Below are 26,834 nucleotides of genomic sequence, written 5' to 3' on the forward strand. Positions count from 1 at the left end.
ACAAAGCAAAGTGGATGAAATGAACAAACGTCCCAGAAAATGTTTAAGGTATAGAACGCCTTATGAGATTTATTATTCAGAGGTGTTGCATTTAACTTGACAATTCAAGTGTAAAAAAGGCTAAACCGGGAAGAGTTCCGCCAGACGGCTACAGGACACAGGTTGGAGCCCAGTCACTTCCATTTTTTTGTTGTAAAAAAGGCTAAACTGGGAAGAGTTCCGCCGGACGGCTACAGGACACAGAGCGGAGTCCTGTGTTTTTTTGTGTGAAAGGTTCTGGGAGATTTGTATGGGTACAAATTGGAAAAATGTATGGGTACGATTTGCGAGAATCTTCCAGAGCGTCTGGTCAGGACAAGGGCGGCTGTGGTATCCTTTGTTCATCGAACAAGAGAAAAGAGGGGATGACATGAAAACAAAAGACATTTGCCTGCAAGGACTGATGATTGCGTTGGTGACAGTATCCACTATGGTATTCCAGATTCCTGTATCAGCGACACAAGGCTATATTCATCTGGGGGACAGCATGATTCTGCTGATTAGTATTTTTTTTGGCTGGCGTTACGGAATGGTGGCCGGCGGCGTAGGTTCCGCCCTGGCGGATCTGCTCAGCGGCTATGCCCATTGGGTGCCCTTTACGCTGGTGATTAAAGGACTGATGGGCCTCATCATTGGCAAAGCGGCGGACTATGCCGGCAAAGAGGGACATTTCTTCCGGCTGCGGAATCTGCTGGGCTCTGTACTGGGGCTGGTATGGATGGTACTGGGATATTTCCTGGGAGGCGCTGTATTAAAGAGCAGTTTTCTGGTGGCGGCAACCTCTATTCCGGAAAATGCCATTCAGGCCGCGGCGGGTATGGTGATTTTCCTGGTGGTGGGATACGCTTTTTCCAAGGCACATATTACAAAATATATTTCTGTAAAATGAATTTTCGAGAGACCGGGAGACGGCAGTGCTGTTTCCCGGCCTTTTTTTGGGGGATTTTCGTTGACCGGGGGAAATTGCCATGGTATAGTTACAAAATCAGGGTTTATACTGAATAAGAGAAGGAAATTTTTTCGGGCGCGGCGGGAAGTATATCCGCGGTACCCAAAGGGAAGGAGCGTATATTTGTGGAGATCGTAACGATATTCCTCATAGCCCTCAGTCTGGCCATGGATGCCTTTGCCGTATCTATTTCCAACGGGGTTTCTGTACGGGGATTTGGAAAAAAGGAAGCGGCCAAACAGGGGCTTTATTTTGGCGGATTCCAGTTTTTGATGCCGCTGATCGGCTGGTTTCTGGGGATCAGTGTAAAGTCCTATATCGAATCGGTGGATCATTGGATTGCCTTCGCGCTGCTGGCCGTCATCGGCGGCAACATGATCCGGGAAAGCCTGCGGGGAGAAGAGGAGGAAGGCAAAAGCAGTCTGACGGCAAAGGTACTGCTGCTCCAGGCGGTGGCCACCAGCATTGACGCACTGGCCGTAGGTATCAGCTTTGCCATTCTGGATGTGAAGATCTTTCAGGCGGGAATCATCATTGGCGTGGTATCCTTCGTGCTGTCCTATATTGGCGGTATGCTGGGGCGGCAGCTGGGGAATTTTCTCCAGGCCAAAGTGGCCATTGCCGGCGGTATTGTACTGATCCTCATTGGCTGCAAGATCTTGCTGGAGCATACGATTCTCGCGTAAGGAGGGCTTTTTTTGGAATGGATACAGCGTCTGGACTGCCAGATGATGACATGGATACAGAACAATGTTCCTCATAAAGGGCTGAATGGCCTGATGATGGGGATTTCCTGGCTGGGCAACGGCGGCATGGTATGGATTGTGCTGGGCGTGGTGCTGCTGCTGGCGGGCTGGAAACTGCGGCGGCGGCTGTACTGGGGACTGGCGGTGCTGCTGAGTCTGGGCAGCAACGCTTTGGTATGCAATCTTCTGCTGAAGCCGCTTGTGGCGAGGACCAGACCCTATGATGTGCTGGGCTATGATCTGCTGATCCCGCCGCTATCGGATTATTCCTTTCCCTCAGGCCATACGTCGGCGTCCTTTGCGGCGGCAACAGCCATTTATGCCCTCCATCCCGGCTGGGGCAAGGCGGCTTACGTATTCGCGGCGCTGATGGGCATTTCCCGGCTGTATTTGGGTGTCCATTTTGTGACGGATGTTGTGGTGGGGGCTGTGATCGGTGTGGTGATGGCCAAGCTTACACTGCTGCTCATGAAACGGACCATGAAAAAACGGATTTAAGAATAATTTTGTAAAAAGAGATTGAAATTAGATTTTTTTAGTGATACAATGGTACAGCAAGTATGTGAAAAAAAGAACAATAGAGGAAGAAGGAGAGCAAATGGCCTTGCCGGTGATTTTTCAGCTCATTACCATGATGCTGCTGATGGCAGTAGGTGTCATCTTAAACCGTAAGAAATTTTTATCTGAAAGCAACGCAAAGGGGCTTTCCATTATATTGACCAGAGTCGCTGTTCCGGCAAACATGGTGATCCTGATGCAGAGACCTTATTCCCATGAGATTCTGGTGGGATTTTTAAAGACCTGCGGCGGCACCTTTCTGATGTGCTCTCTGGGAGCCCTGATGTTTTATCTCGTTGGCCGTCTCATGAAAATGGAGTTCCCGGAGCTGGGACTGTTTTCCGGCGGCGGCGTATACAGCAACGTCATCTTTATGGGTCAGCCCCTGATTATGGCCATGTATGGCGAAGAAGGCCTGATTTTCTGCGTGGCGGTTATGTTTACCTGCAACGTATTCCTCTTTACGGTCTGCTCGGTGCTTTTTGCCGTAGGCAGCGGCAAGCGCAAGACCCTGGGCCAGATGATGAAGGACGCTTTTGTGAATCTGATCTGTATTTCGGCGGTCATCGGCTTCTTCTGCTTCGTGAAGTCCATTACACTGCCTGCGCCCATTTATGACGCGCTCCAGTTCTCCGCCAACACCACCGTCTGCCTGTCCATGATCTATATTGGCACACTGCTGGCGGCGGCCAATGTGCGGGAGATTTTCAAGGACAAAAAGGTGTATGTTTTCAGCTTTTTTACGTTGCTGGTGATGCCTGTGATTACAAAATTCATCGGGAGTCTGTTCCTGGACGGCATTGCTTTGAGCGTGCTGGTGGTGCTGATGGGTACACCCGCTGCGGCGGCGCTGCCTTCTTTTGCGGAGATTTATAACAACGACGAGAAACGGGCGTCGGAGTACGTGTTCGTATCCACGATTTTTTCTGTGGTGACACTGCCGCTGGTGGCGGAATTTTTGTGCATTGGAAAATAAAAAAGCAGAATCTACATATTATATTCTATTTGATTCATACAGACACGGCTGGTTCGTGTCTGTATTTTTTTGGACGAAAAGAAGCGGAAAGCATCAGACAGTATAAAAAAACAGGAAGGGACGGACCGGAAAAAGGGGCGCGGGACGGGCGCGGAAAAGGAAATCATTTCCTCGAAAGCCCCGGAAAATCATACAGCTTTGTATAAAAATACCAAAAAAATTACGGAAATTTAGTGCAGAGTAAGGAGGGCTGGGGCTTGTGCCCGGCGAAAGTTTCGTATATACTATGAGGTGGGACAGAATATGGCTTATCCGTGGAGGGAAAGATGCATTCTTCATACTGCGCGATTTTACAAGGGCTTACGGGCGCAGAGGGAGAGCGTCTTTGTTTTTTCTGCGGGAATGGCCGTCCGCTTTTTCATAAAGAAGCGATTTTGGAACAGGCGGAAATTCTAATTGTTATTTTTTATCACCAAATTCTTAAGAAACAGGGGGATTCATTATGGAAAAACTAATGTATCTGGCGCCAATCTTCGGTATCGTGGCGCTGATCTTTGCCTTTGCCCTGGCTGGGAAAGTAGGCAAGGAAGAAGAAGGTACCGACCGTATGCATGAGATCTCCTCTGCCATTCGTGAAGGCGCCAACGCTTTCCTGAAAGCAGAGTACAAGATCCTGGTCATCTTCGCGGCAGTGCTGTTTGTACTGATCGGCTTTGGTGTTGACTGGAAGACAGCGATCTGCTTCGTGATCGGTGCGGTCTTCTCCACACTGGCTGGTTACTTCGGCATGAACGTAGCGACCAAAGCAAACGTAAGAACTGCAAACGCGGCTAGAGTCGGCGGTATGAACAAAGCCCTTTCTATCGCATTCAGCGGCGGCGCAGTTATGGGTATGTCCGTAGTAGGTCTGGGCCTTCTGGGCGTAGGTCTGATCTATGTGATTACAAATGACGCGAACATTCTGTTCGGTTTCGGTCTGGGCGCATCTTCCATCGCGCTGTTCGGCCGTGTTGGCGGCGGTATTTATACAAAGGCTGCTGACGTTGGCGCTGACCTGGTTGGTAAAGTAGAAGCTGGTATTCCCGAGGATGACCCTCGTAACCCTGCTGTTATCGCCGACAACGTAGGCGACAACGTAGGTGACGTTGCCGGCATGGGCGCCGACCTGTTCGAGTCCTATGTAGGTTCCATCGTATCCGCCATCACACTGGGTATCGTATATTTCTCCGTAGAAGGCGCGGTATTCCCTCTGGTATTGGCTGCCGTAGGTATTCTGGCATCCATCATTGGTACATTCTTTGTAAAAGGCGACGAGAACTCCAACCCTCATAAAGCCCTGAAGGCTGGTTCTTATTCCTCCGCAGTGCTGGTAATCATCGCTTCTCTGGCACTGAGCTGGAAATTCTTTGGCAACATGAACCCTGCCATCGCTATTATCGCCGGTCTGATCGTAGGTCTGATTATCGGTATCATCACAGAAGTATATACTTCCGGCGACTACAAATCTGTTAAAAAGATCGCGGACCAGTCCGAAACAGGTCCCGCTACAACGATCATCAGCGGTCTGGCTGTAGGTATGGAATCCACAGCGATCCCCATCATCCTGATCTGCGTGGGTATTTTCGTAGCTTACACCGTATGCGGCCTGTACGGCATCGCGCTGGCAGCCGTTGGTATGCTGTCCACCACAGGTATCACTGTTGCCGTTGACGCTTACGGCCCCATCGCCGACAACGCCGGCGGTATCGCGGAAATGAGCGGTCTGGATCATTCCGTAAGAAACATCACAGACAAACTGGACGCAGTTGGTAACACAACAGCAGCAATGGGCAAAGGCTTCGCTATCGGTTCCGCAGCCCTGACAGCACTGGCTCTGTTCGTATCCTACGCACAGGCAGTAGGTCTGACAGAAATCTCCATTCTGGAGCCCAGAGTTATCATTGGTATGCTGATCGGCGGTATGCTGCCTTTCCTGTTCTCCGCGTTCACCATGCAGTCTGTAGGTAAAGCAGCGTTCCAGATGATCGAGGAAGTAAGACGTCAGTTCCGTTCTATCCCCGGCATTATGGAAGGCACAGCAAAACCCGACTACAAGAAATGCGTAGAAATCTCCACCACAGCGGCTCTGAAAGAAATGCTGGTTCCCGGTATCATGGCGGTTGTTGCGCCTCTGCTGGTAGGTATCCTGCTGGGTACAGGCGCACTGGGCGGTCTGCTGGCTGGTTCCCTGGTAACAGGTGTACTGATGGCCATCTTCATGTCCAACGCCGGCGGCGCTTGGGATAACGCGAAGAAATACATCGAAGAAGGCAACCATGGCGGCAAAGGCAGTGAGGCCCACAAGGCAGCCGTTGTCGGCGACACCGTTGGTGACCCCTTCAAAGATACTTCCGGTCCTTCCATCAACATTCTGATTAAGCTGATGACCGTAGTATCTCTGGTATTCGCACCGCTGTTCATCTCCATTGGCAGCCTGCTGTAATTCCAAAAGAGAGAAGAACAAAAGTCCCCTTAAGAAAACAACGATTTTCTTATTCCTTGATTTCTTAAGGGAAACTGTAATGGCTGTCTTCATAAGAAAACAATTCCAATCAAAATTGAATTGCCGGAATCCTTTGAAAAGGGTTCCGGCGATTTTATTTTGCGGAGCGGGTGAAGTTCTTTTTTTAGGAACCCCCTTTTCCTTTTTTCCGTTTTCGGGTATGATGTCAGGTAGAAAGAAGGGATCGTATGAATGAATTTACGGGATTTACGCCGGAGACCATAGATTTTCTCTGGGAACTGCGGATGAACAACAATAAGGAATGGATGGCGGAAAACAAAGAACGCTATCAGAAGGTATTGAAGGAGCCCTTCGACGCGTTGTCCAAAGCGCTGACGACACGTTTTCTGGAAGGGAAAAAGGATCTGCAGATGGACTATTCCATTTCCCGCATCAACCGGGATGTGCGCTTTTCCAAAGATAAAAGCCCTTACAAACCCAGGAAATGGATGGTATTGAAGGAGCCTATGACCACAGCCAGACAATGGTCCGGCCGTCCGGTATTTTATTTTGAGCTGAGGCCGGAGAATTTTGAGTATGGCATGGGACTTTATGAGGGGAAACCCGCCTATATGCAGGCCTTTCGGAAAAAAGTAGACGCGGCGCCGGAGATCTTCCAGAGACTGGCGGAGGAGACGGCGGCGCAGAAGGAATTTGTTCTTTACGGAGAGGAATATAAACGGCCCATGGGCAAGGGCGGCTATGCGCCGGCGGTCATGGACTGGTACCGGAAAAAGACCCTTGGTCTGACAGCGGCCTTTGAGATCAGTGATGTGCTGTTTCAGCCGGAACTGGTGGAACGGGTAGTTTCCGCCTGGGAAGGGCTTCTGCCCATGTACCGCTATCTGCGGGAAATCGAGGAATAAAAAAAGAAAGACGCAGGCGTCCTGTTGAAAAACAGGAATTCCGCGTCTTTTTTGCTGTTTACGCGCCGGCGGGGCGTCCGAAGCTGACGGCCAGGGAACGTACCGCTTTTTCGGCGATGATGATTTCGCCGTGCTCCGCCAGGAAATACCGGGAGAGGACAGAGGAAATATGCTTTGCGCCGTATTCCTCCAGGATCAGTTCCAGATCGTCAATGGTCTCCTCGCTGTTGTATGTATTTCCCTGAAGCACCAGGAAATACCGTCCGTTGTACTTGTAAAGCGTGCTGCCGCCGTGGAAGATAGGGTTCAGGCGGATGGAAACGTCAATGACATCATCCAGAGCGCCGAAGGAGTAGATCAGCAGATCGCCTTCCTCGGTGGCTTTGCTTTCTACCGTTGCCAGAGGTTTTTTCCGGTAGCGGCGCAGATCTTTGGCGTCATTGAAAAGGTGGATGCCGTTGTCGGCGTTTTCCTTGTTGTCGATTTTGGTGACGATAATCATGATGCCGTCCATGCCAACGGGAACGGCCTCTACCATCAGCGGGGTGTTTTCCGTGATGAAGTCGCACTCGTCCATGGCCTGCTCCATAATGTCACGGAAGAGCTGCTGTGTTTTTTCGCTGGGGCGGATCAGATCCTCCAGCTGGATATCCCGCTCCGCCAAGTCCGCCTTTGTCAGGGTCAGCTTCAGCTGGGTATCGCTTACTTTTTCTATTTTCATAGGATCACTTCCTTTTTTGATACTGTTCCGAGAGACAGGAGAAACTTTTCACCTTATCTTTACTATACAATATTTCTGAAATATAGTATAGTATAATGAATTGCAGAGAAGATGTAAAGAGGATAATATCGTTAAAACATAGAAAAAACAGCGAAAAAGGGGGAATTTTACAGTATGAAGAGAAAATGGATCACGCCGTTGCTGACGCTGGTGGTTTGGGCGGGGATGTATTACTACTATCTGCCGCCGCTGAATCTGCACAGCAATGAAAGCTGGGCGTTTCTGGTAGCAATGATTGTGGTGGCGCTGGTCATCAATTTCTGGAGTATCGCAAAGGGGCTGCTGTTCCGCCGGGAAGTGACCTGGGACGGAAAGAAACTGCGGCGGCTGCTGTATCTGCCGGCGGCGCTGCTGGTGGTTTATCTGGCGGGGAACCTGCTGTCCTCGTCTATTCTGCGGGCGTCCGCCTACTGCCAGCTGCTGACGGTGCAGACGGGGAATTTCGCGGAGGATATCCATGAGGTCAATTACAGTCAGATCCCCATTCTGGACAGTGATTCCGCCGCCAGACTGGCGGAGAGGGAAATGGGGAGCATGGTGGACATGGTATCCCAGTATGAGGTCAGCGAGTACTATAATCAGATCAATCTGAACGGCAAGCCCGTCCGGGTAACGCCGCTGGAATACGGGGACCTCATCAAATGGTTCACCAACCGCAGTACCGGTATCCCTGCCTATATGAATATTGATATGACCACCCAGGACGTGGAACTGGTGAAGCTGGCGGAGGGGCAGGGCATCAAGTATTCGCCCTTCGAGCATTTCGGACGGAATCTGTACCGGTATGTGCGCTTCCGCTATCCTACCGCTATGATCCGCAGCAGCAATTTCGAGGTAGACGACAACGGCGTGCCCTACTGGATCTGTGCCGTAGAGACGAAAACCATCGGTCTGTTCGGCGGTACGGACATCAAAGGGGCCATTCTGGTGAATGCCGTCACCGGGGAGCACCAGTATTATGACGTGGCCGATGTGCCCCAGTGGGTGGATAAGGTCTATGACGCGGCGCTGCTCATAGAACAGTATGACTATTACGGTACGCTGCAAAATGGCTGGCTCAACAGCAAATTCGGACAGAAGGGCTGTCTCCAGACCACAGAGGGATATAACTATATTGCTTTGGACGATGACGTATGGGTTTATACCGGTGTCACCTCCATTGGCGGAGATGAGTCCAATGTAGGCTTTGTGCTGATGAATTCCCGGACCAAGGAAACCAATTACTATCAGATTTCCGGGGCCAAGGAGATTTCCGCCATGGCCTCCGCCGAAGGCGAGGTACAGCATCTGGGGTATACGGCGACTTTCCCCATTCTGCTGAATATTGCCGATGAGCCCACCTATTTCCTTTCTTTGAAGGACGCGGCAGGGCTGGTGAAAAAATACGCCATGGTAAATATCCAGAAATACCATATTGTGGCCATTGGGGATTCCGTGGCGGAATGTGAAAAGGTTTACCGAAATTTGATGGCCAGCAGCGGCATTGATACGGCGCCCAGCGGAGAGGTGCTGACGGCGGAAGGGACCATTTCCCTGCTGAAGGATATCGTTTCCGACGGGAATACCTTCTATTATCTGATGATCGAGGGCCGGGAGGAGCTTTTTGAGATCGAGGCCAAGAATCATCTGGAAGTACTGAAAAAACAGACGGGCAGCTCTGTGAAGCTGGAATATGTGGTTTCGGCGGAGGGTGTCTGCACCGTGACCGCCCTGTCTTAAAGGGCAAAACAGCCGGTTTTTTCTTCCCCGGGACAAGGGGATAGAAAAATCGGCTTTTTCTGGGAAAAAATCCTTACATTTCCTTGAAAAAACGGCGGATTTGTTGACACTCGCAAAGGAAGAATGTAAAATAATTAAGATATGATATAAAATGCTGATAGTATGGGCAACATGAAAAAAAGGCAAAGACAGCCGATGGAGGTAGCAAATGGACGAGAAAGAAAGAATGGATTCCACGGGGAATTCCCGCGGCCTGAGCGACACAGATAAAGAGTATTACGAAGATTTGTATAACGACCTGCCTAAGGAAGTCGTAGATATTTTGATGCAGACGCACCCCCTTATGGGCAAGCGTGAAGGCGATACGGAAGCAACGGCTTACCGTACCAGACGTCCTCAGCGGGAGGATCTGGAAGAAGTGAGAGAGGCCAGAATGCAGCAGGTGGGCTCCGAGATCAATGAGATCCGGCAGGCGCCCCAGCAGGAAGGGGAACCTACCCGCTACGTTTCCCGCAGACAGCGGAATCTGGAGCAGAGCTATGAGGAAGCGCCTGCCTCTTATGGCGGCGACGACGATTATCAGGATGAGATCCAGTATGTCAGCGTGATGCCCGCCAGAAAGAAATCCAGAGTGACAGAGGAGGCCATGTCCCAGACAGCGGCCCCTGCCAAAAAGAAAAGAAAGAAAAAAGAGCAGGAGCCGATGCCCTTCTCCGATATGGAGCGTTCCGGCGACAGACCCCGGTACGAGGATATCGACTTTGAGGAACGGGCGAAGCAGGAGCATCTGGACAGCCTGTACGACGATTATGATGATGATTACAGAAGAGGCAAGAGCAAACTGCCGGTAATTCTGGGCGTGGTTGGTCTGATTCTGATTATTGTGCTGATCTTCCGGGTAGTGAGCCTGAGCGGCAAGCTGGAGGAAGCCCAGCAGCAGGTAACAGAGTCCCAGACACTGAATGAGAAATATGAGCAGGTACAGCTGGAAAAAATGCAGCTGCAGGAAGAGCTGGATGCTTTGAAGAATCCTGACGGCACAGCTTCCACAGACGGCGAAAGCACAGATACGGAAAACGGCGACAGCAATAGCAGTACTGGCAGCAGCACTGGTACATCCACCAGCGGCACAACAGAGCATACAGTACAGGACGGCGAGACCTACTGGACCATCGCGGCGAAGTATTACGGCAACGGTGCGGAATATCAGAAGATTCTGGATGCTAACGGCCTGAAGGAAAGCGACGGCATCCATGCCGGGGATGTATTGAAGATCCCCGCTGCATAATAAGTGAGGAGTCCTATCTTTATGGGAATGGAAGATTTAGAACAAAAAACGCTGGTGCAGCTGAGAGAAATGGCGAAGGAAATGGGGCTGGGCCCCATTTCCGCCTTAAAAAAGCACCAGTTAATTGAAAAAATCAGAGAAAAGCAGTCACAAGAGGAGGCGTCTCCTGTAAAACAAGTGACTGCTTATGGTTTTTCTTTACGGAAGGAAGAACAGAAACAGGAGGAAATCCGGGAGGAAAAACCCCGGGAGGAATGCAGGGAACGGTGTCGTCAGGCGGAACTGGAAAACGGGGAGCAGGGCGGCGGTATTCTGGAAGTCATGGCCGACGGCTTTGGCTTTCTGCGGACGGAAAATTTCCTGCCGGGCACCGGGGATATTTATGTTTCCCCTTCCCAGATCCGGCGGTTCAATCTGAAAACCGGGGATGCTGTCAAAGGCAGTATCCGTCCGGCCAGAGAGGGAGAAAAATTCGGCGCTCTGCTTTTTGTGAAAAGCGTCAACGGGGATCGTCCCGATCAGGCGGCAAGACGCCCCAGCTTTGAGGATCTGACCCCTATTTATCCCGAGGAAAAGCTCCATCTGGAAACAGAGCCAAAAGCATTGTCCGGTCGGATCATTGACCTGATTTCCCCTATCGGCAAGGGCCAGAGAGGCATGATTGTGGCGCCGCCGAAGGTAGGCAAAACTATTCTGCTGACCCAGATTGCCAACGCCATTGTAAAAAATCACAGAGAGGTTCATTTGATCGTGCTGCTCATTGACGAGCGGCCCGAGGAAGTAACGGATATCCAGCGTTCCATTGAGGGGGAAAACGTGGAGATTGTATATTCCACCTTCGACCAGCAGCCGGAGCACCATAAACGGGTGACGGAAATGGTACTGGAACGGGCCAAACGTATGGTAGAACAGGGGAAGGATCTGGTAATCCTGCTGGACAGTCTGACCCGTCTGGCAAGAGCCTATAACTTGACCATCCCCCCCAGCGGCAGAACGCTTTCCGGCGGTTTGGACCCGGCGGCATTGTATATGCCCAAGCGGTTTTTCGGCGCGGCCAGAAACATTGAAAAAGGCGGCAGTCTGACCATACTGGCGACGGCGCTGGTGGATACAGGCAGCAAAATGGACGAAGTGGTCTTTGAGGAATTCAAGGGCACCGGCAATATGGAGCTGGTGCTGGACCGGAAACTGGCGGAACGCCGTATTTTCCCGGCCATAGACATTATGAAGTCCGGCACAAGACGGGAGGAAAAGCAGCTGAGTCCGGCGGAGCTGGAATGTAATTATACACTGCGGCGCATGGCCTCCTCCATGAGTGCGGCGGAGATGGTGGAAGGCTTTTTTGACCTGATGGGGAAAACAAAGACAAACGCCGAATTTGTGGACCGTCTTCCGGTTTGGGAGAAAATGCTGGGCAAAGGCGAGAAATAAAGCGAAAGAAGGCAATTTTTTGGGGAAACGTATTGCAATTTCCCCGAAGCCATGATATAATACGGCTGTTGTCTTTAAATAATTTCGGATTATTGATCAACAAATATGAAAATGAGGTGAAAAAAATGAAAGAAGGAATCCATCCCGAGTACAAACAGGTGACAGTAAGATGCAACTGCGGCAACGAATTTGTAACTGGCTCCACAAAAGATGAGATCAGAGTCGAAGTTTGCTCCAAATGCCATCCTTTCTACACAGGCAGCCAGAAACTTCTGCTGGAAGCCGGCGGCAGAGTGGAAAAATTCAACAAGAAATACGGCAGAAAATAATGTTAGACGTGCGAAAGGGTTGGGCTTTACTGTCCGCCCTTTTTTTCGCAATAGGACAAAAATCGCTTTGCCCTCTTGCGAAAGGAAGGGGTTTTTGAGAAGAAGGATGTGGCACGGGGCATTTTTCGGAAGGAGGAAACGGATTGAAGAGAACAAATATCGGCGGTCAGGCGGTCATTGAAGGCGTCATGATGCGCGGTAAAAAGATATACGCCATGGCGGTGCGCAACCCGGAGGGCGGCATTACCATCGAAAAGAATGAATGGGGCGGTCTGGGAAAGAAAGGCATTTTCCGTCTGCCTATTTTCCGGGGCGTAGCGGCATTCTGGGACTCGCTGGTCAGCGGTACGAAGATCCTCATGCGTTCGGCGGAGATTGCCGGCGAGGACTGGGCCGAGGAAGAGGAACTGAGCAGAGTGGAGAAGTTCCTGAAGGACAAGCTGGGGGACAAAATCAATGATATCCTCATTTATTTCAGCGTCATGTTGTCTTTGGTGCTGGGGCTTCTGCTGTTTTTCCTGCTGCCGGTATGGCTGGGGAATTTCTTTAAAAACTTCGTGCCGGTGTGGGCACTGGGCATCATTGAGGGCCTGATCCGGATCGCTATTTTCTTGGTGTACTTGTTCGGCATCTCCCGAATGAAGGAGATCCATCGGGTATTCCAGTACCATGGAGCGGAGCATAAGACCATCAACTGCTTTGAAAGCGAAAAGGAGCTGACAGTGGAAAATGTGAGACCCTGCACCAGACTCCATAAAAGATGCGGCACCAGTTTTCTGCTGTTCGTAATGATTATCAGTATGGTGGTATTCTTCTTTGTGCGGACAGATACCATCTGGCTGCGTCTGGTGACAAGGATTTTGCTGGTGCCGGTCATTGCGGGGCTTAGCTATGAGGTGATCCGCTGGGCGGGTAATTCCCAGAGCCCTCTGGTGGCGGCCATCAGCTATCCCGGTTTGTGCCTGCAAAAGATCACCACGGCGGAGCCGGACGACGATCAGATCGAAACGGCCATTGCCGCTATGAAAGGGGTTCTGGAAGATGAGCCGGAATAAGACATTGACAGAAGCATTGTTGGAGGGCAGAAAACGACTGGCCCATAAGGAAAACGGCGGCTGGGACGCCATGCAGCTTTTGCTGGCGGCGGCCGGGTGCAGCCGTGTCTATTTGATGACAGAAGGAAACACGGAAATGACAGAGGAAGCGGCGCAGAAATACGCCGCTTTTCTGAATGAAAGGGAAGGGGGGCGCCCCCTTCAGTATATTCTGGGAGAGTGCGAGTTTATGGGCCTGCCCTTTTTTGTGGGGGAAGGTGTGCTGATTCCCCGGGCAGATACGGAAATACTGGTGGAGACGGTACTGGAACGGGCCGAGAGAGAGGGCCTGAAAACGGGGCTGGATCTGGGTACCGGTTCTGGCTGCATCCCCATTTCTCTGGAAAAGGTGGGCGGTTTGACCATGACGGCGGTGGATATCAGTCCTCGGGCGTTGGACTATGCCCAGAGAAACGCGGCGCGAAACGAGGCAGGCGTCCGGTTTCTTTTCGGAGATCTGTTCCATCCGCTGACAGAAGGAGAGACCTTTGATTTTATCGTATCCAACCCGCCCTATATTCCCCACGGGGATTTGGCGGCACTGATGGAGGAGGTTCGGGACCATGAGCCGGAAAACGCTTTGGACGGCGGCAGCGACGGACTGGATTTCTACCGCAGGATACTGGCGGAAAGCGGACCATACCTGCGGGAAGGGGGCTGGATGTTTTTTGAAATGGGCTATGACCAGGGCCCTGCCCTGATGGAGCTGATGAAAGAGGCGGGCTTTGTCTGCGTGGAATGTCGGAAGGATCTGGCGGGGCTGGACAGAGTGGTTTTGGGAAAGAGAAAAGAGGTGTGAGGGATGTTCGACCGTTTGGCGGAGATCGAAGATAAATACGAGGATCTGTCGGTGCAGATCAATGACCCGGATGTGATTGCCGATCAGGCGCAGTGGCGGAAGCTGATGAAGGAATACAGCGATTTGACGCCCATCATCAAGGCTTACCGGGAGTATGGCAGAAGAAAGGACGCCGTGGCCGAAGGGCTGGAAATGCTGGAAGAAAAGCTGGACGAGGAGTTCCGGGAACTGGTGAAGGAAGAACTGGCGGAAAATAAGGCACGGCTGGAGGAACTGCAAAAGGAGATCACGCTGCTGCTGATTCCCAAGGACCCCAATGATGAGAAGAACGTCATTGTGGAAATCCGCGGCGGTGCTGGCGGCGATGAGGCGGCGCTGTTCGCGGCGGATCTGTTCCGGATGTACAGCCGTTACGCGGAGCGTCGGAAGTGGAAAATCGAGATTATGAACGTCAGTGAGAGCGATCTGGGCGGCTACAAGGAAATCTCCTTCATGATTACGGGCCAAGGGGCTTATTCCCGGCTGAAATACGAAAGCGGCGTCCATCGTGTCCAGAGAATCCCCGCTACGGAAAGCGGCGGCAGGATACATACCTCCACGGTGACGGTGGCGGTGCTGCCAGAGGCGGAGGAAGTGGATGTGCATATTGATATGAACGATGTGCGGGTAGATGTGTTCCGGGCATCGGGCAACGGCGGCCAGTGCGTCAACACCACCGATTCGGCGGTGCGTATGACCCATATCCCTACGGGTATTGTGGTTTCCTGCCAGAATGAGAAATCTCAGCTGAAAAACAAAGAGCAGGCGCTGAAGGTGCTTTATGCCAGAGTCTATGAAAGAGAGCGGCAGGCCCATGACGCGGCCATTTCCGCCGACCGGCGTTCCCAGGTGGGAACGGGAGACCGGAGCGAGCGTATCCGTACCTATAATTTCCCCCAGGGGAGAGTGACAGATCACCGGGTAGGGCTGACGCTGCACCGTATCGACAGTATTCTGGACGGGGATCTGGATGAGATTATGGATACCCTTATTATGACGGATCGTATGAAAAAGATGCAGGCGGGGGAAGATAACTGAAATCGGGTGAGATGAGATGAAAGAACTGTTTTCTTTATTTATAACATTTGCGAGGATCGGCGCTTTTACCTTTGGCGGCGGCTATGCTATGCTGCCCATGCTCCAGCGAGAGGTGGTGGAAAGCAGAAAATGGGCCACGGAGGACGAGGTGCTGGATTATTTCGCCATCGGCCAGTGTACGCCGGGGGTTATTTTTGTCAATACGGCCACCTTTATCGGCTATAAACGAAAGGGGATTCCGGGGGCTATTTTCGCTACGGCAGGCGGTGTGTTCCCCTCTCTGGTAATTATCATGGTCATTGCCGCAGTGCTGACCAATTTTGCCGAACTGCCGGTGGTGCAGTATGCCTTTGGCGGCATCCGCGTGGTGGTTGGGGTTTTGATCCTGAACGCCGTGGCGGGCATGTGGAAAAAATCCGTTGTGGATAAGCTGGGCGTGGTTCTGGCGGCCATCGCTTTTCTGGTGGTGACCTTTACAGGGCTGTCGCCGGTTTGGATGGTGCTGATGGGCGCGGTCATCGGTATTCTGGCAAAATCCTTTTCGGCGGCGGGAAAGGGGGAAGCGTAAATGCAGCTGGTGATCCTTTTTCTGGAATTTTTTAAGACGGGGCTCTTTGCCGTTGGCGGGGGACTGGCGACACTGCCGTTTCTTTACGCGCTGGCGGACAAGTATCCCTGGCTCCAGTCCCAACAGATCCCGGATATGATTGCGGTATCGGAGTCTACGCCGGGGCCCATGGGGGTCAATATGGCCACCTACGCCGGATTTCATTGTGACGGCGTTCTGGGGAGCATCGTGGCGACGGTAGGGCTGGTAACGCCTTCCATTATCGTCATCATTATTGTATATCAATTTTTGGAGCGGTTTCGTACCAGCCGTGTGGTGGAAAATATATTCTACGGTCTGCGGCCGGTGGTGGTGGGGCTGATTGGTTCCGCCGGTTTTGGCGTAATCGTGCTGGCCCTGTTTGCCCAGGATGTTTCGCCGGTGGACTGGACGGCATTTGTCCGGTGGAAGGAATGTATCTTGTTCGTACTGGTGCTGGCGGTCTCCAGAAAGTGGAAAAAAGTACATCCCATCGCGCTGATCCTGGCGGGAGCGGTGGCAGGCATCCTGTTCCAGATGGGATGATCCATAGAGAACTTCTTACAGGGGGAGTTCTCTTTTTTTTGTCCTTTCCATAAGCTGAAAACAGGAGAAAAGGAAAGGATGGAGCGCATGGAAAAAATGTTCTGGATGGTATGCCTGATCTATGTCGGGCTGGCGGCTGCTGCCCATAGGCGGGGCCGGGAGGGAAATCTGCCCTTTGGTCTGGTGGGCGGCTGGATGGTGGCCTTTTTCTGTTTTTGTTTTCTCCCGCCGGTTTTTGGAGGCAGGAACGTGCTCCTGTCCACGGTTTGCGCCCTGTTGGGGACACTGCTTGCCACATGGGCGGAAAAAAGGCGGCGTCGGCTCTGGACGGCGCTGGGCTGCGCGGCGTCGGCTTTGATGTATGGAGGGCTGCTGGGGCAGGCATCGGTTCCGGCGGCAGTCATGGGCGGTTTTTGCCTGTATCTGGCCTGCGGGGAGGTTTTGCCGGAGGGGAAAGGAGAGCGGGAGACACTTTGGCAGGGCTTTGGCGCTCTGGTGGGGTTCCTGCTGGGGATTTTCTGCTGTTTTCCTTGAAAAAACAGGCTTTGCAGACAAAATTATTTGCAAATGGGACAGACCTTTGGTATAGTAGAAAAAAGACTGCGGATACGCAGAAAATTGGGAAAGAACTGGGGGAGTTTTATGAGTCAGTTACTGGACAAAGAAACATTGAAAAAAATGATTCGGGAAAACGTAAAGACGCTGTACCGCAAAACACTGGAGGCGGCTTCTGCCGAGGAGCTGTATCAGGCAGCGGTATTCGCTGTGCGTGACGTCATTACCGAAAAATGGATGAAGACCCATGATGAGTATTATGAGAAGGACGTAAAAGTAGTTTATTACCTGTCCATGGAATTTTTGATGGGCAGATTTTTCGGCAATAGTCTGATCAATCTGGGTATGTATGAAGAAGTGGCGGAAGTATTCCGGGAACTGGGCATCGACTATAACGTGGTAGAAGACGCGGAGCCGGACCCGGGGCTGGGCAACGGCGGTCTGGGCAGACTGGCGGCCTGCTTCCTGGATTCCCTGTCTACGCTGGAGCTGCCGGCCTATGGCTGCGGCATCCGCTACCATTACGGCATTTTTGAGCAGAAAATCGAAAACGGTTATCAGGTGGAGGCGCCGGACAACTGGCTGGAAAACGGCGATCCCTGGGGCATCAAGCGTAATGAGTATGCCGTGGAGGTAAAATTCGGCGGCACGGTGCGTGCTGTGCCCAAGGGCAACGGCGAATACCGTTTTGTACAGGAAAACTATCAGTCCGTCATTGCTGTGCCCTATGACTATCCTGTCATTGGCTACGGCAACAATACGGTCAATACCCTGCGTCTGTGGGAGGCCAGAGCCAAGAATAAGCTGGATCTGAAATTCTTCAACGAGGGGAATTATCAGAAGGCGGCGGAGGAAGAACTTCTGGCCAGCACCATGACAGATGTGCTCTATCCTGCCGATGAACATTATCAGGGCAAGGAGCTGCGTCTGCGCCAGCAGTATTTCTTTATTTCCGCTACGGTGCAGCGCGTGGTGGAACGGTTCAAAAAGCACCATTCCGATTTCCACGAACTGCCGGATAAGGTGGCCTTCCAGCTGAATGACACCCATCCTACGGTGGCGGTAGCGGAACTGATGCGTGTGTTGGTGGACGAAAACGATGTGCCCTGGGACGACGCCTGGGAAATCACCAAAAAGGTTTGCGCCTATACCAACCATACCATCATGTCCGAGGCACTGGAAAAATGGCCCATGGAGTTGTTCAGCCGTCTCCTGCCCCGTATCTATCAGATCGTAGAGGAAATTAACCGCCGGTTCTGTCTGGAACTGACGGCGAAATACGGCGTGAATCCGGAAAAGATCCGCCATATGGCGATCATTGCTGACGGTCAGATCCGTATGGCGTATCTGGCTATCGTGGGCAGTCATTCTGTCAACGGTGTAGCGGCACTGCATACAGAAATTCTGAAGAATCAGGAATTGCGGGATTTCTATGAATTATACCCTGAAAAATTCAACAACAAGACTAATGGCATTACCCAGAGAAGATGGCTGCGTCATGCCAACAGGGGATTGTCTGAGCTGATTACGGAAAAGATCGGCGACGGATGGGTCACAGACCTTTCCCAGCTGGAGGGGCTGCTGCCTTACGCCGAGGACGAGGAATTCCGGAACCGGTTTATGGAGATCAAGCGGCAGAACAAAATTGCTTTGGCGGAATATATCCGGGATACAAAGGGCATTGACATCAACCCCGATTCTATTTTCGATATTCAGGTAAAGCGTCTGCATGAGTACAAACGTCAGCTGCTGAATACTCTGCATGTTATTGGGCTGTACAATCAGCTGAAAATGGACCCTGATATGGATATGGTGCCCCGGACCTTTATTTTCAGCGCCAAGGCGGCGGCAGGCTATCGCCGGGCGAAGCTGATTATCAAGCTTATCAACTCCGTGGCGGAGGTAGTCAATAACGACCCTGCCATCGGCGGCAAGATCAAGGTAGTATTCCTGGAAAACTACCGGGTATCTCTGGCGGAGAAGCTGATTCCCGCGGCGGATGTCAGCGAGCAGATTTCTACGGCGGGCAAGGAGGCTTCCGGTACCGGCAATATGAAATTTATGCTCAACGGCGCTTTGACCATTGGTACCATGGACGGCGCCAATGTGGAAATCTACGAGGAAGTGGGCGCCGACAATATCTTTATTTTCGGTATGAGCGCCGAAGAGGTACAGGGAAAATATAACGGCTATTACGATCCATGGTCTGTTTACAACATGAATCAGGAAGTGCGTATGGCCCTGAATAGCCTCATCAACGGCACCTTTGACCAGAATACCGATCTGTTCCGGGAGCTCTATGACGCTCTTCTCAACGGCTGCGGCGGCAGAGCCGACGAATACTTCGTTCTGGAGGACTACGCCGATTACGCCAGAGCCCATTGGGACATTGACCGGGCATACCGGGATCAGACGGCCTGGGCGAAAAAAGCCATCTGGAATGTGGCAAAGAGCGGCAAATTCTCCAGTGACAGAACCATCCGCCAGTACGCGGAGGAGATCTGGGACTTACAGCCGTTGCATATTGAAGATTGATAAAAAAGGCCGGAGAGAGGTTCTCCGGCCTTAAATTTGCCGCAAGGGAAAAAATCGGAAAAAGTCGAAAAGAAAATTTGACATATAGCCGATTATCCTGTAAAATAGATTTTGCGGTTTTGCACTCTTAGCTCAGGGGATAGAGCGTTCGGCTCCGGACCGAAAGGCCGCAGGTTCGAATCCTGTAGAGTGCAGAAGGGCTGTCGGTATGCCGGCAGCCTTTTTTCGTGAAAAAACTATTTTTCAGAATATTTTCGCCAGAAAACAAAGAACGCTGGAATCCATGGTGGTGCCAAGGATTCCAGCGTTTCTGTTTGATGGATATGTTAAGGACTGTTTTTGTGTTTACGCCGTCACAGGTTCTCTTTGAAGAATCTCCATGAATTCCTCGCCGGTGATGGTTTCTTTTTCCAGCAGGTAAGCGGAGATTTCATCCAGCTTGTCGCGATGGCTGTCGATGATTTCATAAGCCTTGTCGTGGGCCGCTTTGACCATCTGGATGACGGCTTCGTCGATCTTATTGGCTGTGTCATTGGAGCAGGCCAAAGAGGTATCGCCGCCCAGATACTGGTTGTTGACGGTTTCCAAAGCTACCATACCGAATTCCTCGCTCATGCCGTAGCGGGTAATCATGGCTCTGGCCATACGGGTGGCCTGTTCGATATCGTTGGAGGCGCCGGTGGTGATGGAGTGGAACTTAATTTCTTCCGCCACACGGCCGCCGGTAAAGGTAGCAATACGGTTAAAGGCTTCTTCCTTGCTCATGAGGAATTTCTCGCCTTCATCCACCTGGAGGGTATAGCCCAAAGCCCCGGAGGTTCTGGGGATGATGGTGATTTTATGGACAGGGGCGGAGTTTTTCTGCAAAGCCGCTACCAAAGCGTGGCCTACTTCGTGGTAGGCGATGATGGCCTTTTCCTTTTTGGAAATGACGGCGCCTTTTCTCTGGTAGCCTGCCAGGATGACTTCTACGCTTTCTTCCAGATCGTTCTGGGAAACTCTGGTTCTGCCCATACGGACGGCACGCAGAGCGCCTTCATTGATGATATTCGCCAGCTCCGCGCCGGAAGCGCCGCTGGTGGCTCTGGCAATGGCGGAGAAATCCACATCCGGCTCCATCTGTATTTTTTCGGCATGGACCTTCAAAATGGCCTCTCTGCCCTGAAGATCCGGCAGTTCTACGGGGATACGGCGGTCGAAACGTCCGGGACGCAGCAGTGCCTTATCCAGGGATTCGGGGCGGTTGGTGGCCGCCAGAATGACAACGCCTTTGGTGGAATCAAAGCCGTCCATTTCGGTCAGCAGCTGGTTCAGGGTCTGTTCCCGTTCGTCGTTGCCGCTGACGCCGCCGCCGTCACGCTTTTTGCCGATGGTGTCGATCTCGTCGATAAAGACGATACAGGGCGCCTTTTCCCCGGCCTGTTTGAAGAGGTCACGTACTTTGGCGGCACCCATGCCCACGAACATTTCCACAAATTCCGAACCGGAAATGGAGAAGAAGGGCACATTCGCTTCGCCGGCTACTGCCTGGGCCAGCAGGGTTTTGCCGGTGCCGGGAGGGCCTACCAGCAGAGCGCCTTTGGGCATTTTGGCGCCTACGGCAGTGTATTTGCCGGGGTTGTGGAGGAAGTCCACGATTTCCGACAGGGCCTCTTTGGCCTCATCCTGTCCGGCTACATCCCGGAAGGTCTTGCCCGTTTGTGCCTTGACATAGATTTTGGCATTGGCCTTGCCGAAGGACATGGCGTTTCCGCCAAAGCCGCCTTTTTTCACCATACGGCCGAAGATAAGCCGCCATGCCAGGAAGAACAGCAGGAACATTACAAGGGAGCTGACCCAGGGAGAGACCTCCTTAGGCTCGATAGCCGAGAAGTTGGCGCCGGCTTCATAAAGCCGGTCTACCAGCATGGAATCCTGCATCCGGACAGTGGTGTATAGTCTGGGCTGACCGGTAAAAGTGGTATTGTCATCTGTTTTTAAGGAGTAGTAGATGACATCCTCATTGACCTGAACCTCGCTGATGTTCTTTTCTTCCAGCTGATCCAGGAACACGTTGTAGCTGACCTGTTGAATATTGCTGCTGCTCAGAAAAGGCAGCAGGAACAGATTGATGGCCGCCATAATGGCCAGGGCAATGATCCAGTAATAGATCAGAGGTTTTCGTTCTTGATTCATAACATTGATTCGCTTCCTTTCTTATGTAGTTCTTCCATTTGGACCAGATTGGATCTTAATTTTTCCGCAATGCGGGAGAACTGGAGCAGTTCCTCATCGGTGACCCCCAAAAAGGCGGCTTCGCCGATGCTTTCCAAAAGCGCCGTGATCTCCGGCTGCAGGCGGAGGGCCTTTTCTGTGGGCAGCAGCCGTTTCAGGCGGGCGTCGCCGCGAACGGACTGCCGCTGGATCAGGTCTCTTTGTTCCAGGTGATTTAAAATACCGGTGACGCTGGAACGGCGGATGCAAAAGACGGATTCCAGATCCCTTTGATAGACAGGCCGATCTGTCTGGTGGAAAAGATAGTCCAGCAGGAAGACCTGCACACAGGAAAGGGTCTCGTCTCCGGAAAAACTGATACATTCATTGGCGCTGCGCTGTGTCATATTTACCAGACTTTTCAATGTGAGAAAAACATCTGCGTAAGGGCGCATACGGTTCACCTCCCGGGAAAAGATGATTGTTAGGTTTGTGAACAGTATAGCACCCTAACATTTTTTTTTCATGAACGATTTGTAAACAATTTATGAACTTTGGGCGCGGCGGATATCAGCCCCCAGACGGCGGAGTTTTTCGTCGATTTGGTGGTAGCCCCGTTCGATATGGTAGATATCGCTGATTTCTGTTTCGCCTTTGGCAGCCAGCGCGGACAGGATCAAGGCCGCCCCGGCCCGCAGGTCGGTAGCCCGGACGCTGGCGCCGGTCAGTTCCTCTACGCCCTCAATGACGGCGCTGCGGCTTTCGATTTTGATTCTGGCACCCATGCGCTGGAGTTCTCCCGCATGGATAAAACGGTTCTCAAAGATGGTTTCCGTAATGACGCTGGTGCCTTTGGCCAAGGTCAGCAGGCTCATAAAGGGGGCCTGCATATCGGTGGGGAATCCGGGAAAGGGCATGGTCTTTAAATTGGCAGGCCGCAGCCGCCCCTTTCGGCAGACCACCAGTCCTTCCGGCGAGGTTTCTGTTTTTACGTTACATTCCGCCAGCTTGGCGATGACGGGTTTCAAAAGATCCTCCCCCATTCCTTCCAGACAGATCTCGCCGCCGGTGATGGCTGCGGCGGCCATAAAGGTACCGGCCTCGATACGGTCCGGGATCACAGTATGGGTGGCGCCGGTCAGTTCTTTCACGCCGCGGATGGTGATGGTATCGGTACCATCGCCTTGAATATCGGCACCCATTTTCCGCAGAAAATCCGCCAGATCCATGATTTCCGGCTCGGCGGCGGCGTTTTCAATAATGGTAGTGCCTTTGGCAAGAACTGCCGCCATCATGATATTCTCTGTGGCACCCACGCTGGGAAAGTCCAGATAGATGGGTTTGCCCCGCAGACTTTTGCACCACAGGTCTACGATTCCGTGTTCCTGCCGGCTGGAGACGCCCATGAGGGAAAAGCCCTTTAGATGCAGGTCAATGGGGCGGCTGCCGATCTGGCACCCGCCGGGCAGAGGCAGACTGGCGCTTTGGAGTCTGGCCAGCAAAGGCCCGGCCGCCAGAAAAGAGGCCCGCATTTTCCCAGCCGCATCATAGGACGCGCTGGGCGCAGACAGGGTTTCGGCCCGCACGGAGACAGTCTGGGCAGAGGTATCGAAAGATGCTTTTGCGCCAAAGCCTTCCAGCAGAGCAATCATGGCGAAAATATCTGTCAAAGGCGGTACATTTTGAATCAGGCAGGGTTCTCTGGTCAGAAGACAGGCGGCCAGTATGGGCAGGGCGGCGTTTTTGGCGCCGCTGATCCGGACGGTGCCCCGCAGAGGTGCGCAGTGCTGTACAATAAATTTTTCCATGGTTCATCCCTCTTTTTTTGATTTGGTAAGGTTAGTATGTCCGGAGAAAAAGAAAGCGAATCGGGAAAAAAGAGGGGGAAAACATCATTTTTTGACAAAAAAATAAGTCTTTACAGATGAAAAAGTTCTGGTATAATAGTAATGTAGTCTGCGGATGTAGTTCATTGGTAGAATGAAAGCTTCCCAAGCTTTAGAGGCGGGTTCGATTCCCGTCATCCGCTGGAAAAAAGTACGAGATCTGTTTGAGGATTTCGTACTTTTTTTATTTTCGGGAACCATTGGAAAAAAACGGCGTCCGAAGAAAGTAAATAAGGCAAAAAAAGGAGGACGCACATAGGAAAAAAATGATAGCGGTATTGGTTGGATGCAGTATGCTGTGGGGGAGTGTCACAGCTTTCGCGGCGGAGGAAGAGGTGCAGGAAACCGGCGCGGAGGTTGTGTTTCAGGAGGAGATCGTGACGAAAAACGGCGTTTCCTATATTCCTCTGCGTCAGGCGGCGGATGGTCTGGGCCTTTCCCTGACATGGAACAGGGAAGAACGGGCGGCGGTATTGTGCAGTGAGATGAGAAGTATGAAACTGACGGAAGGCGTCGACTTGTATGTTTCCACTGCTGCCCAGGAAGGTATGATTGGCATGACCGCGCCCATGGAGCTGGGAGCCGCGCCTTTTGTGGATGAAAACGGGAAAATGTACATTCCCGCGGAAGCCTTTTCGGTTTTGGTGGGCTATGAAGTGGCAGAGGGAGAAGGCGGTATCGTAATCTCTCAAAGAGCATAAAGGACAGGAAAAGTACGAAATTTCCGGAGGCGGATTTTCTGATGAGGACGCTTCCGGAGGCGTTTCGTACTTTTTTTGGACAGGAGAGTAATAAAAGGCACAGTTTCCCTGGCGGTATCATACTATGAAGAGAACACAAAAGTTTTCGGACTGGAAGAAAGAGGGGAACGTTATGTATCGTAATAACGGCTGGAACAACGGCTGCCGGGGCAATGGAAATGCCTTTCGGGCAGGCGGCTGTTACGGCAATCAACCACAAACAGGGGGCTGGGGACAGTCTCAGAACGGCTGCGGAAATCCCTGCTCCAATCCCTGCGGGCCCGGCTGCGGGCCTGACTGCTGGCCTGGGTGCTATGTCATTGTTTTGACTGGGGTAACCGGCCCCACAGGGGCGGCGGGACCTACGGGCGCCACCGGACCCACCGGGCTGACCGGCGCTGTTGGACTGACGGGCGCCGCCGGGCCTACGGGCGCAACAGGTGCCACAGGGGCCACCGGACCGACCGGTGCTGCCGGCGGCGTAACCGGCCCTACCGGTGCCACAGGCGCAACAGGTGCCACGGGCGCAACAGGCGCAACGGGTGCCACAGGCGTTTCCGGCGCAAGCATCACCGGACCTACGGGTGCGGACGGCGCAACCGGGCCTACGGGCGCGGATGGCGCAACAGGTATTGCCGGGGCCACAGGACCTACGGGACCTACCGGCGCGGACGGCGCAACAGGCGCAACGGGACCTACGGGTGCGGACGGTGCCACAGGTGCCACAGGCGCAACAGGACCCACAGGTGCGGATGGTGCCACAGGCGCAACAGGTGCTACCGGCGCGGACGGTGCTGCCGGTGCGGATGGCGCTACCGGGGCAACAGGTGCCACAGGCGCCACAGGCGCAACAGGCGCAACCGGGCCTACGGGACCTACCGGACCCACCGGAGCAGACGCTTAAAGCGGCGGCCTGAAATAAAAAAGCGCCCGGAAACGGGCAGAAAAAAAGGACCTCTCATGGCGGATTCCCGCTGTGGGAGGTCTTTTGCGGTTGGATTAAAGATAGGCGGTGCCTTCCGCCACAATGGAAACGTGGCCCGTCAGGACCAGGCGGGAAATACGGTTTTCCGTCCGTTCTGCCTGGATGCCCATGACGCCGCCGGGCTGGCGAATCTCCAGGGAGAGGCTGGTCTTTCTTTTTTCCGAAAGATAAACGCCTACGGCGGCAGTGCCGCTGCCGCAGCCCCGTTCCCAGACCAGACTGCTGCCTTTAACGCAGACCAGAGGACGCAGGGAAAGACTTTCCTCGTCAAAAAGAAGGATGCCGAAGGCTTCGGCGTCGATTGTTTCGGCCCAGGCTTCGGCGGCCTGCACGGCCATGGCTTCTGCCTGAGCGCCCCAGAGGGAGGCCGGAACCAGAATGTGCCAGATGCCGTCAAAGGCGACGGTAAACAGGCGGCAGGCTGTCCCTTGGAGGACATAGTCCCGTTCCGCCGCCCACAGAGGCAGGGGCATGGAGACTGTGCCGACAAAGTCCGTTTCCGTTTTTTCCACGTCACAGGTCAGGAGAGAGGGCGCGCCGGATACCTCCAGAAAAAGAGTGGTTTTTTCCCCGGGCTGGGGCATCTCCTTGGCGAAGAGATAGGCCGCCAGGGAAAGGGTGGCGTTGCCGCAGAACTCCCCGGCCATCATTTGCAGCCGGGCGTCGGCTTCCTCGCTTTCCGGTTCCTCGATATAGCCGGCCTGCTCCGCGTATACGCTGTCATAAGCGATGAGGCGCTGGGCGGTTTCCAGCTGTTCCCACCGGGGAACGAAGCTCTGGATCAGCAGGGTCATATTTTGTGTCGGATTTGTTTTGATAAAGCGGATCTCCACAGGCATCCTCCTTTACTGCTGGAAGCGGTGCAGGAAGGCCTTGGTGCGCTCCTGCTGAGGGTGGTTGATGATCTGATCCGGTTCGCCTTCCTCCACAATGACGCCGCCGTCCATAAAGATGATATGGTTGGATACGTCACGGGCAAAGGACATTTCATGGGTAACGATGACCATAGTCATATGTTCCGCCGCCAGTTCCTTGATGACCTGGAGGATTTCGCCGGTCAGCTCCGGGTCCAGGGCGGAGGTGGGTTCGTCGAAAAAGAGAATCTTTGGCTTCATGGCCAAAGCACGGGCGATGGATACCCGCTGCTGTTGGCCGCCGGAAAGCTGATAGGGATAGGCTTTTTCCTTATCTGCCAGTCCCATTTTTTCCAGCAGGACTCTGGCCTCGGCGTAAACCTCCTCTTTGGGGCGTTTGCCAATGAGGATAGGCGGTTCCGTAATGTTTTTCAGAACGGTATAGTGGGGGAACAGGTTAAAATTCTGGAATACCAGACCAAAATGCTGTTTGATTCCCTGTAAGTCCTGCTTGGAGGCGTAGACAGATTTGCCCTGGGGGTCCGCCTTGGCGGCGTAGTCGCCCAGATAGATCAGGTCGCCGCCGTCCATGGTCTCCAGCAGAGTCGCGCAGCGCAGCAGCGTGGATTTGCCGGAGCCGGAGGGGCCAATGATGCTGACCACCTGTCCTTCTGATACAGAAAGGGAAATATCCTTCAGAACTTCGTTTTCCCCGAATTTTTTATTGCAGTGATTGATCTCCAGTATTTTCATATGGGCC

Annotated in this window: 26 protein-coding genes and 2 tRNA genes; 22 read left to right on the forward strand and 6 right to left on the reverse strand. The window is 52.8% G+C overall.

The features are described 5' to 3' along the window. Positions 1 to 409: 409 nt before the first annotated feature. From H9X84_RS11260 to H9X84_RS11290, 7 genes are all read left to right on the forward strand, one after another. Entirely contained in the window at positions 410 to 928 is a 519-nt protein-coding gene (locus tag H9X84_RS11260; protein WP_205134412.1) for an ECF transporter S component, read from the forward strand. 185 nt (positions 929 to 1,113) lie between these two features. Next, complete coding sequence (locus H9X84_RS11265; protein WP_205134413.1) at positions 1,114 to 1,674, forward strand: manganese efflux pump MntP family protein; 561 nt, start codon at positions 1,114 to 1,116, stop codon at positions 1,672 to 1,674. 12 nt (positions 1,675 to 1,686) lie between these two features. Then, complete coding sequence (locus H9X84_RS11270) at positions 1,687 to 2,232, forward strand: phosphatase PAP2 family protein (protein ID WP_243423751.1); 546 nt, start codon at positions 1,687 to 1,689, stop codon at positions 2,230 to 2,232. 112 nt (positions 2,233 to 2,344) lie between these two features. Beyond that, positions 2,345 to 3,268: an AEC family transporter gene (locus tag H9X84_RS11275; RefSeq protein ID WP_330634406.1), complete on the forward strand. Its 924-nt coding sequence runs from the start codon at positions 2,345 to 2,347 to the stop codon at positions 3,266 to 3,268. A gap of 326 nt (positions 3,269 to 3,594) precedes the next feature. Continuing rightward, positions 3,595 to 3,783: a hypothetical protein gene (locus H9X84_RS11280; protein ID WP_205134415.1), complete on the forward strand. Its 189-nt coding sequence runs from the start codon at positions 3,595 to 3,597 to the stop codon at positions 3,781 to 3,783. After that, a complete protein-coding gene (locus tag H9X84_RS11285) occupies positions 3,771 to 5,750 on the forward strand; it encodes a sodium-translocating pyrophosphatase (RefSeq protein ID WP_205134416.1) in 1,980 nt (659 codons plus the stop codon). The genes H9X84_RS11280 and H9X84_RS11285 overlap by 13 nt, the downstream gene beginning before the upstream one ends. Before the next feature lie 248 nt (positions 5,751 to 5,998). Beyond that, on the forward strand, positions 5,999 to 6,676 hold the full coding sequence (locus H9X84_RS11290; protein ID WP_205134417.1) for a DUF2461 domain-containing protein: 678 nt from the start codon (positions 5,999 to 6,001) through the stop codon (positions 6,674 to 6,676). Positions 6,677 to 6,734: 58 nt separating this feature from the next. On the opposite strand, the gene H9X84_RS11295 is transcribed toward H9X84_RS11290, so the two are convergent. Next, entirely contained in the window at positions 6,735 to 7,397 is a 663-nt protein-coding gene (locus tag H9X84_RS11295; protein WP_205134418.1) for an adaptor protein MecA, read from the reverse strand. Positions 7,398 to 7,571: 174 nt separating this feature from the next. Between H9X84_RS11295 and H9X84_RS11300 the strand changes: the two genes are divergently transcribed. The 12 genes from H9X84_RS11300 (at position 7,572) to H9X84_RS11355 (ending at position 19,610) form a co-directional block, all read left to right on the forward strand. Next, complete coding sequence (locus H9X84_RS11300; RefSeq protein ID WP_205134419.1) at positions 7,572 to 9,176, forward strand: CvpA family protein; 1,605 nt, start codon at positions 7,572 to 7,574, stop codon at positions 9,174 to 9,176. 208 nt (positions 9,177 to 9,384) lie between these two features. Further along, positions 9,385 to 10,464: a LysM peptidoglycan-binding domain-containing protein gene (locus H9X84_RS13140; RefSeq protein WP_243423752.1), complete on the forward strand. Its 1,080-nt coding sequence runs from the start codon at positions 9,385 to 9,387 to the stop codon at positions 10,462 to 10,464. A 21-nt stretch (positions 10,465 to 10,485) separates the two neighbouring features. Continuing rightward, the gene (gene rho / locus H9X84_RS11310; protein WP_205134420.1) at positions 10,486 to 11,895 is read left to right on the forward strand and encodes a transcription termination factor Rho; all 1,410 of its coding nucleotides are present in this window, start codon (positions 10,486 to 10,488) and stop codon (positions 11,893 to 11,895) included. A gap of 125 nt (positions 11,896 to 12,020) precedes the next feature. After that, positions 12,021 to 12,224 (forward strand): 50S ribosomal protein L31, encoded by a 204-nt coding sequence (rpmE, locus tag H9X84_RS11315; protein WP_205134421.1) that lies wholly within the window; start codon positions 12,021 to 12,023, stop codon positions 12,222 to 12,224. 143 nt (positions 12,225 to 12,367) lie between these two features. Continuing rightward, entirely contained in the window at positions 12,368 to 13,279 is a 912-nt protein-coding gene (locus H9X84_RS11320; RefSeq protein ID WP_243423753.1) for a DUF1385 domain-containing protein, read from the forward strand. Next, positions 13,266 to 14,117, forward strand: a complete 852-nt coding sequence (gene prmC, locus H9X84_RS11325; protein ID WP_205134422.1) for a peptide chain release factor N(5)-glutamine methyltransferase — start codon at positions 13,266 to 13,268, stop codon at positions 14,115 to 14,117. The genes H9X84_RS11320 and prmC overlap by 14 nt, the downstream gene beginning before the upstream one ends. A gap of 3 nt (positions 14,118 to 14,120) precedes the next feature. After that, complete coding sequence (gene prfA / locus H9X84_RS11330) at positions 14,121 to 15,194, forward strand: peptide chain release factor 1 (RefSeq protein ID WP_205134423.1); 1,074 nt, start codon at positions 14,121 to 14,123, stop codon at positions 15,192 to 15,194. Positions 15,195 to 15,210: 16 nt separating this feature from the next. Beyond that, positions 15,211 to 15,762, forward strand: a complete 552-nt coding sequence (locus H9X84_RS11335) for a chromate transporter (protein WP_205134424.1) — start codon at positions 15,211 to 15,213, stop codon at positions 15,760 to 15,762. Beyond that, complete coding sequence (locus H9X84_RS11340; RefSeq protein ID WP_205134425.1) at positions 15,763 to 16,326, forward strand: chromate transporter; 564 nt, start codon at positions 15,763 to 15,765, stop codon at positions 16,324 to 16,326. It abuts the gene before it with no gap. A gap of 78 nt (positions 16,327 to 16,404) precedes the next feature. Next, positions 16,405 to 16,860 (forward strand): hypothetical protein, encoded by a 456-nt coding sequence (locus H9X84_RS11345; protein WP_205134426.1) that lies wholly within the window; start codon positions 16,405 to 16,407, stop codon positions 16,858 to 16,860. A 108-nt stretch (positions 16,861 to 16,968) separates the two neighbouring features. Beyond that, on the forward strand, positions 16,969 to 19,416 hold the full coding sequence (locus H9X84_RS11350) for a glycogen/starch/alpha-glucan phosphorylase (protein ID WP_205134427.1): 2,448 nt from the start codon (positions 16,969 to 16,971) through the stop codon (positions 19,414 to 19,416). A 121-nt stretch (positions 19,417 to 19,537) separates the two neighbouring features. After that, positions 19,538 to 19,610, forward strand: a tRNA-Arg gene (locus H9X84_RS11355). Between the two features lie 151 nt (positions 19,611 to 19,761). Here the strand turns inward: H9X84_RS11355 and ftsH are convergent. The 3 genes from ftsH to murA all read right to left on the reverse strand — a co-directional run bounded on the left by ftsH (position 19,762) and on the right by murA (position 23,417). Then, entirely contained in the window at positions 19,762 to 21,591 is a 1,830-nt protein-coding gene (gene ftsH / locus H9X84_RS11360) for an ATP-dependent zinc metalloprotease FtsH (RefSeq protein ID WP_205134428.1), read from the reverse strand. Further along, on the reverse strand, positions 21,588 to 22,064 hold the full coding sequence (locus H9X84_RS11365; RefSeq protein WP_205134429.1) for a MarR family winged helix-turn-helix transcriptional regulator: 477 nt from the start codon (positions 22,062 to 22,064) through the stop codon (positions 21,588 to 21,590). Before H9X84_RS11365 ends, ftsH begins: the two co-directional genes overlap by 4 nt. Positions 22,065 to 22,154: 90 nt before the next feature. Beyond that, positions 22,155 to 23,417, reverse strand: coding sequence for a UDP-N-acetylglucosamine 1-carboxyvinyltransferase (murA, locus tag H9X84_RS11370; RefSeq protein WP_205134430.1), 1,263 nt, complete (start codon positions 23,415 to 23,417; stop codon positions 22,155 to 22,157). A gap of 150 nt (positions 23,418 to 23,567) precedes the next feature. Between murA and H9X84_RS11375 the strand changes: the two genes are divergently transcribed. The 3 genes from H9X84_RS11375 to H9X84_RS11385 all read left to right on the forward strand — a co-directional run bounded on the left by H9X84_RS11375 (position 23,568) and on the right by H9X84_RS11385 (position 25,139). After that, positions 23,568 to 23,638, forward strand: a tRNA-Gly gene (locus H9X84_RS11375). A 123-nt stretch (positions 23,639 to 23,761) separates the two neighbouring features. Then, complete coding sequence (locus H9X84_RS11380) at positions 23,762 to 24,196, forward strand: stalk domain-containing protein (RefSeq protein ID WP_205134431.1); 435 nt, start codon at positions 23,762 to 23,764, stop codon at positions 24,194 to 24,196. Positions 24,197 to 24,368: 172 nt separating this feature from the next. Next, on the forward strand, positions 24,369 to 25,139 hold the full coding sequence (locus tag H9X84_RS11385; RefSeq protein WP_243423754.1) for a hypothetical protein: 771 nt from the start codon (positions 24,369 to 24,371) through the stop codon (positions 25,137 to 25,139). A gap of 95 nt (positions 25,140 to 25,234) precedes the next feature. Here the strand turns inward: H9X84_RS11385 and H9X84_RS11390 are convergent, their stop codons facing one another. Both H9X84_RS11390 and H9X84_RS11395 read right to left on the reverse strand, forming a co-directional pair. Further along, positions 25,235 to 26,053 (reverse strand): hypothetical protein, encoded by an 819-nt coding sequence (locus H9X84_RS11390; RefSeq protein WP_205134433.1) that lies wholly within the window; start codon positions 26,051 to 26,053, stop codon positions 25,235 to 25,237. A 12-nt stretch (positions 26,054 to 26,065) separates the two neighbouring features. After that, complete coding sequence (locus tag H9X84_RS11395) at positions 26,066 to 26,827, reverse strand: amino acid ABC transporter ATP-binding protein (RefSeq protein ID WP_205134434.1); 762 nt, start codon at positions 26,825 to 26,827, stop codon at positions 26,066 to 26,068. Positions 26,828 to 26,834 lie beyond the last annotated feature (7 nt).

The sequence above is a fragment of the Anaerotignum lactatifermentans genome (assembly GCF_016902535.1).
Lineage (GTDB): Bacteria > Bacillota > Clostridia > Lachnospirales > Anaerotignaceae > Anaerotignum > Anaerotignum lactatifermentans_A.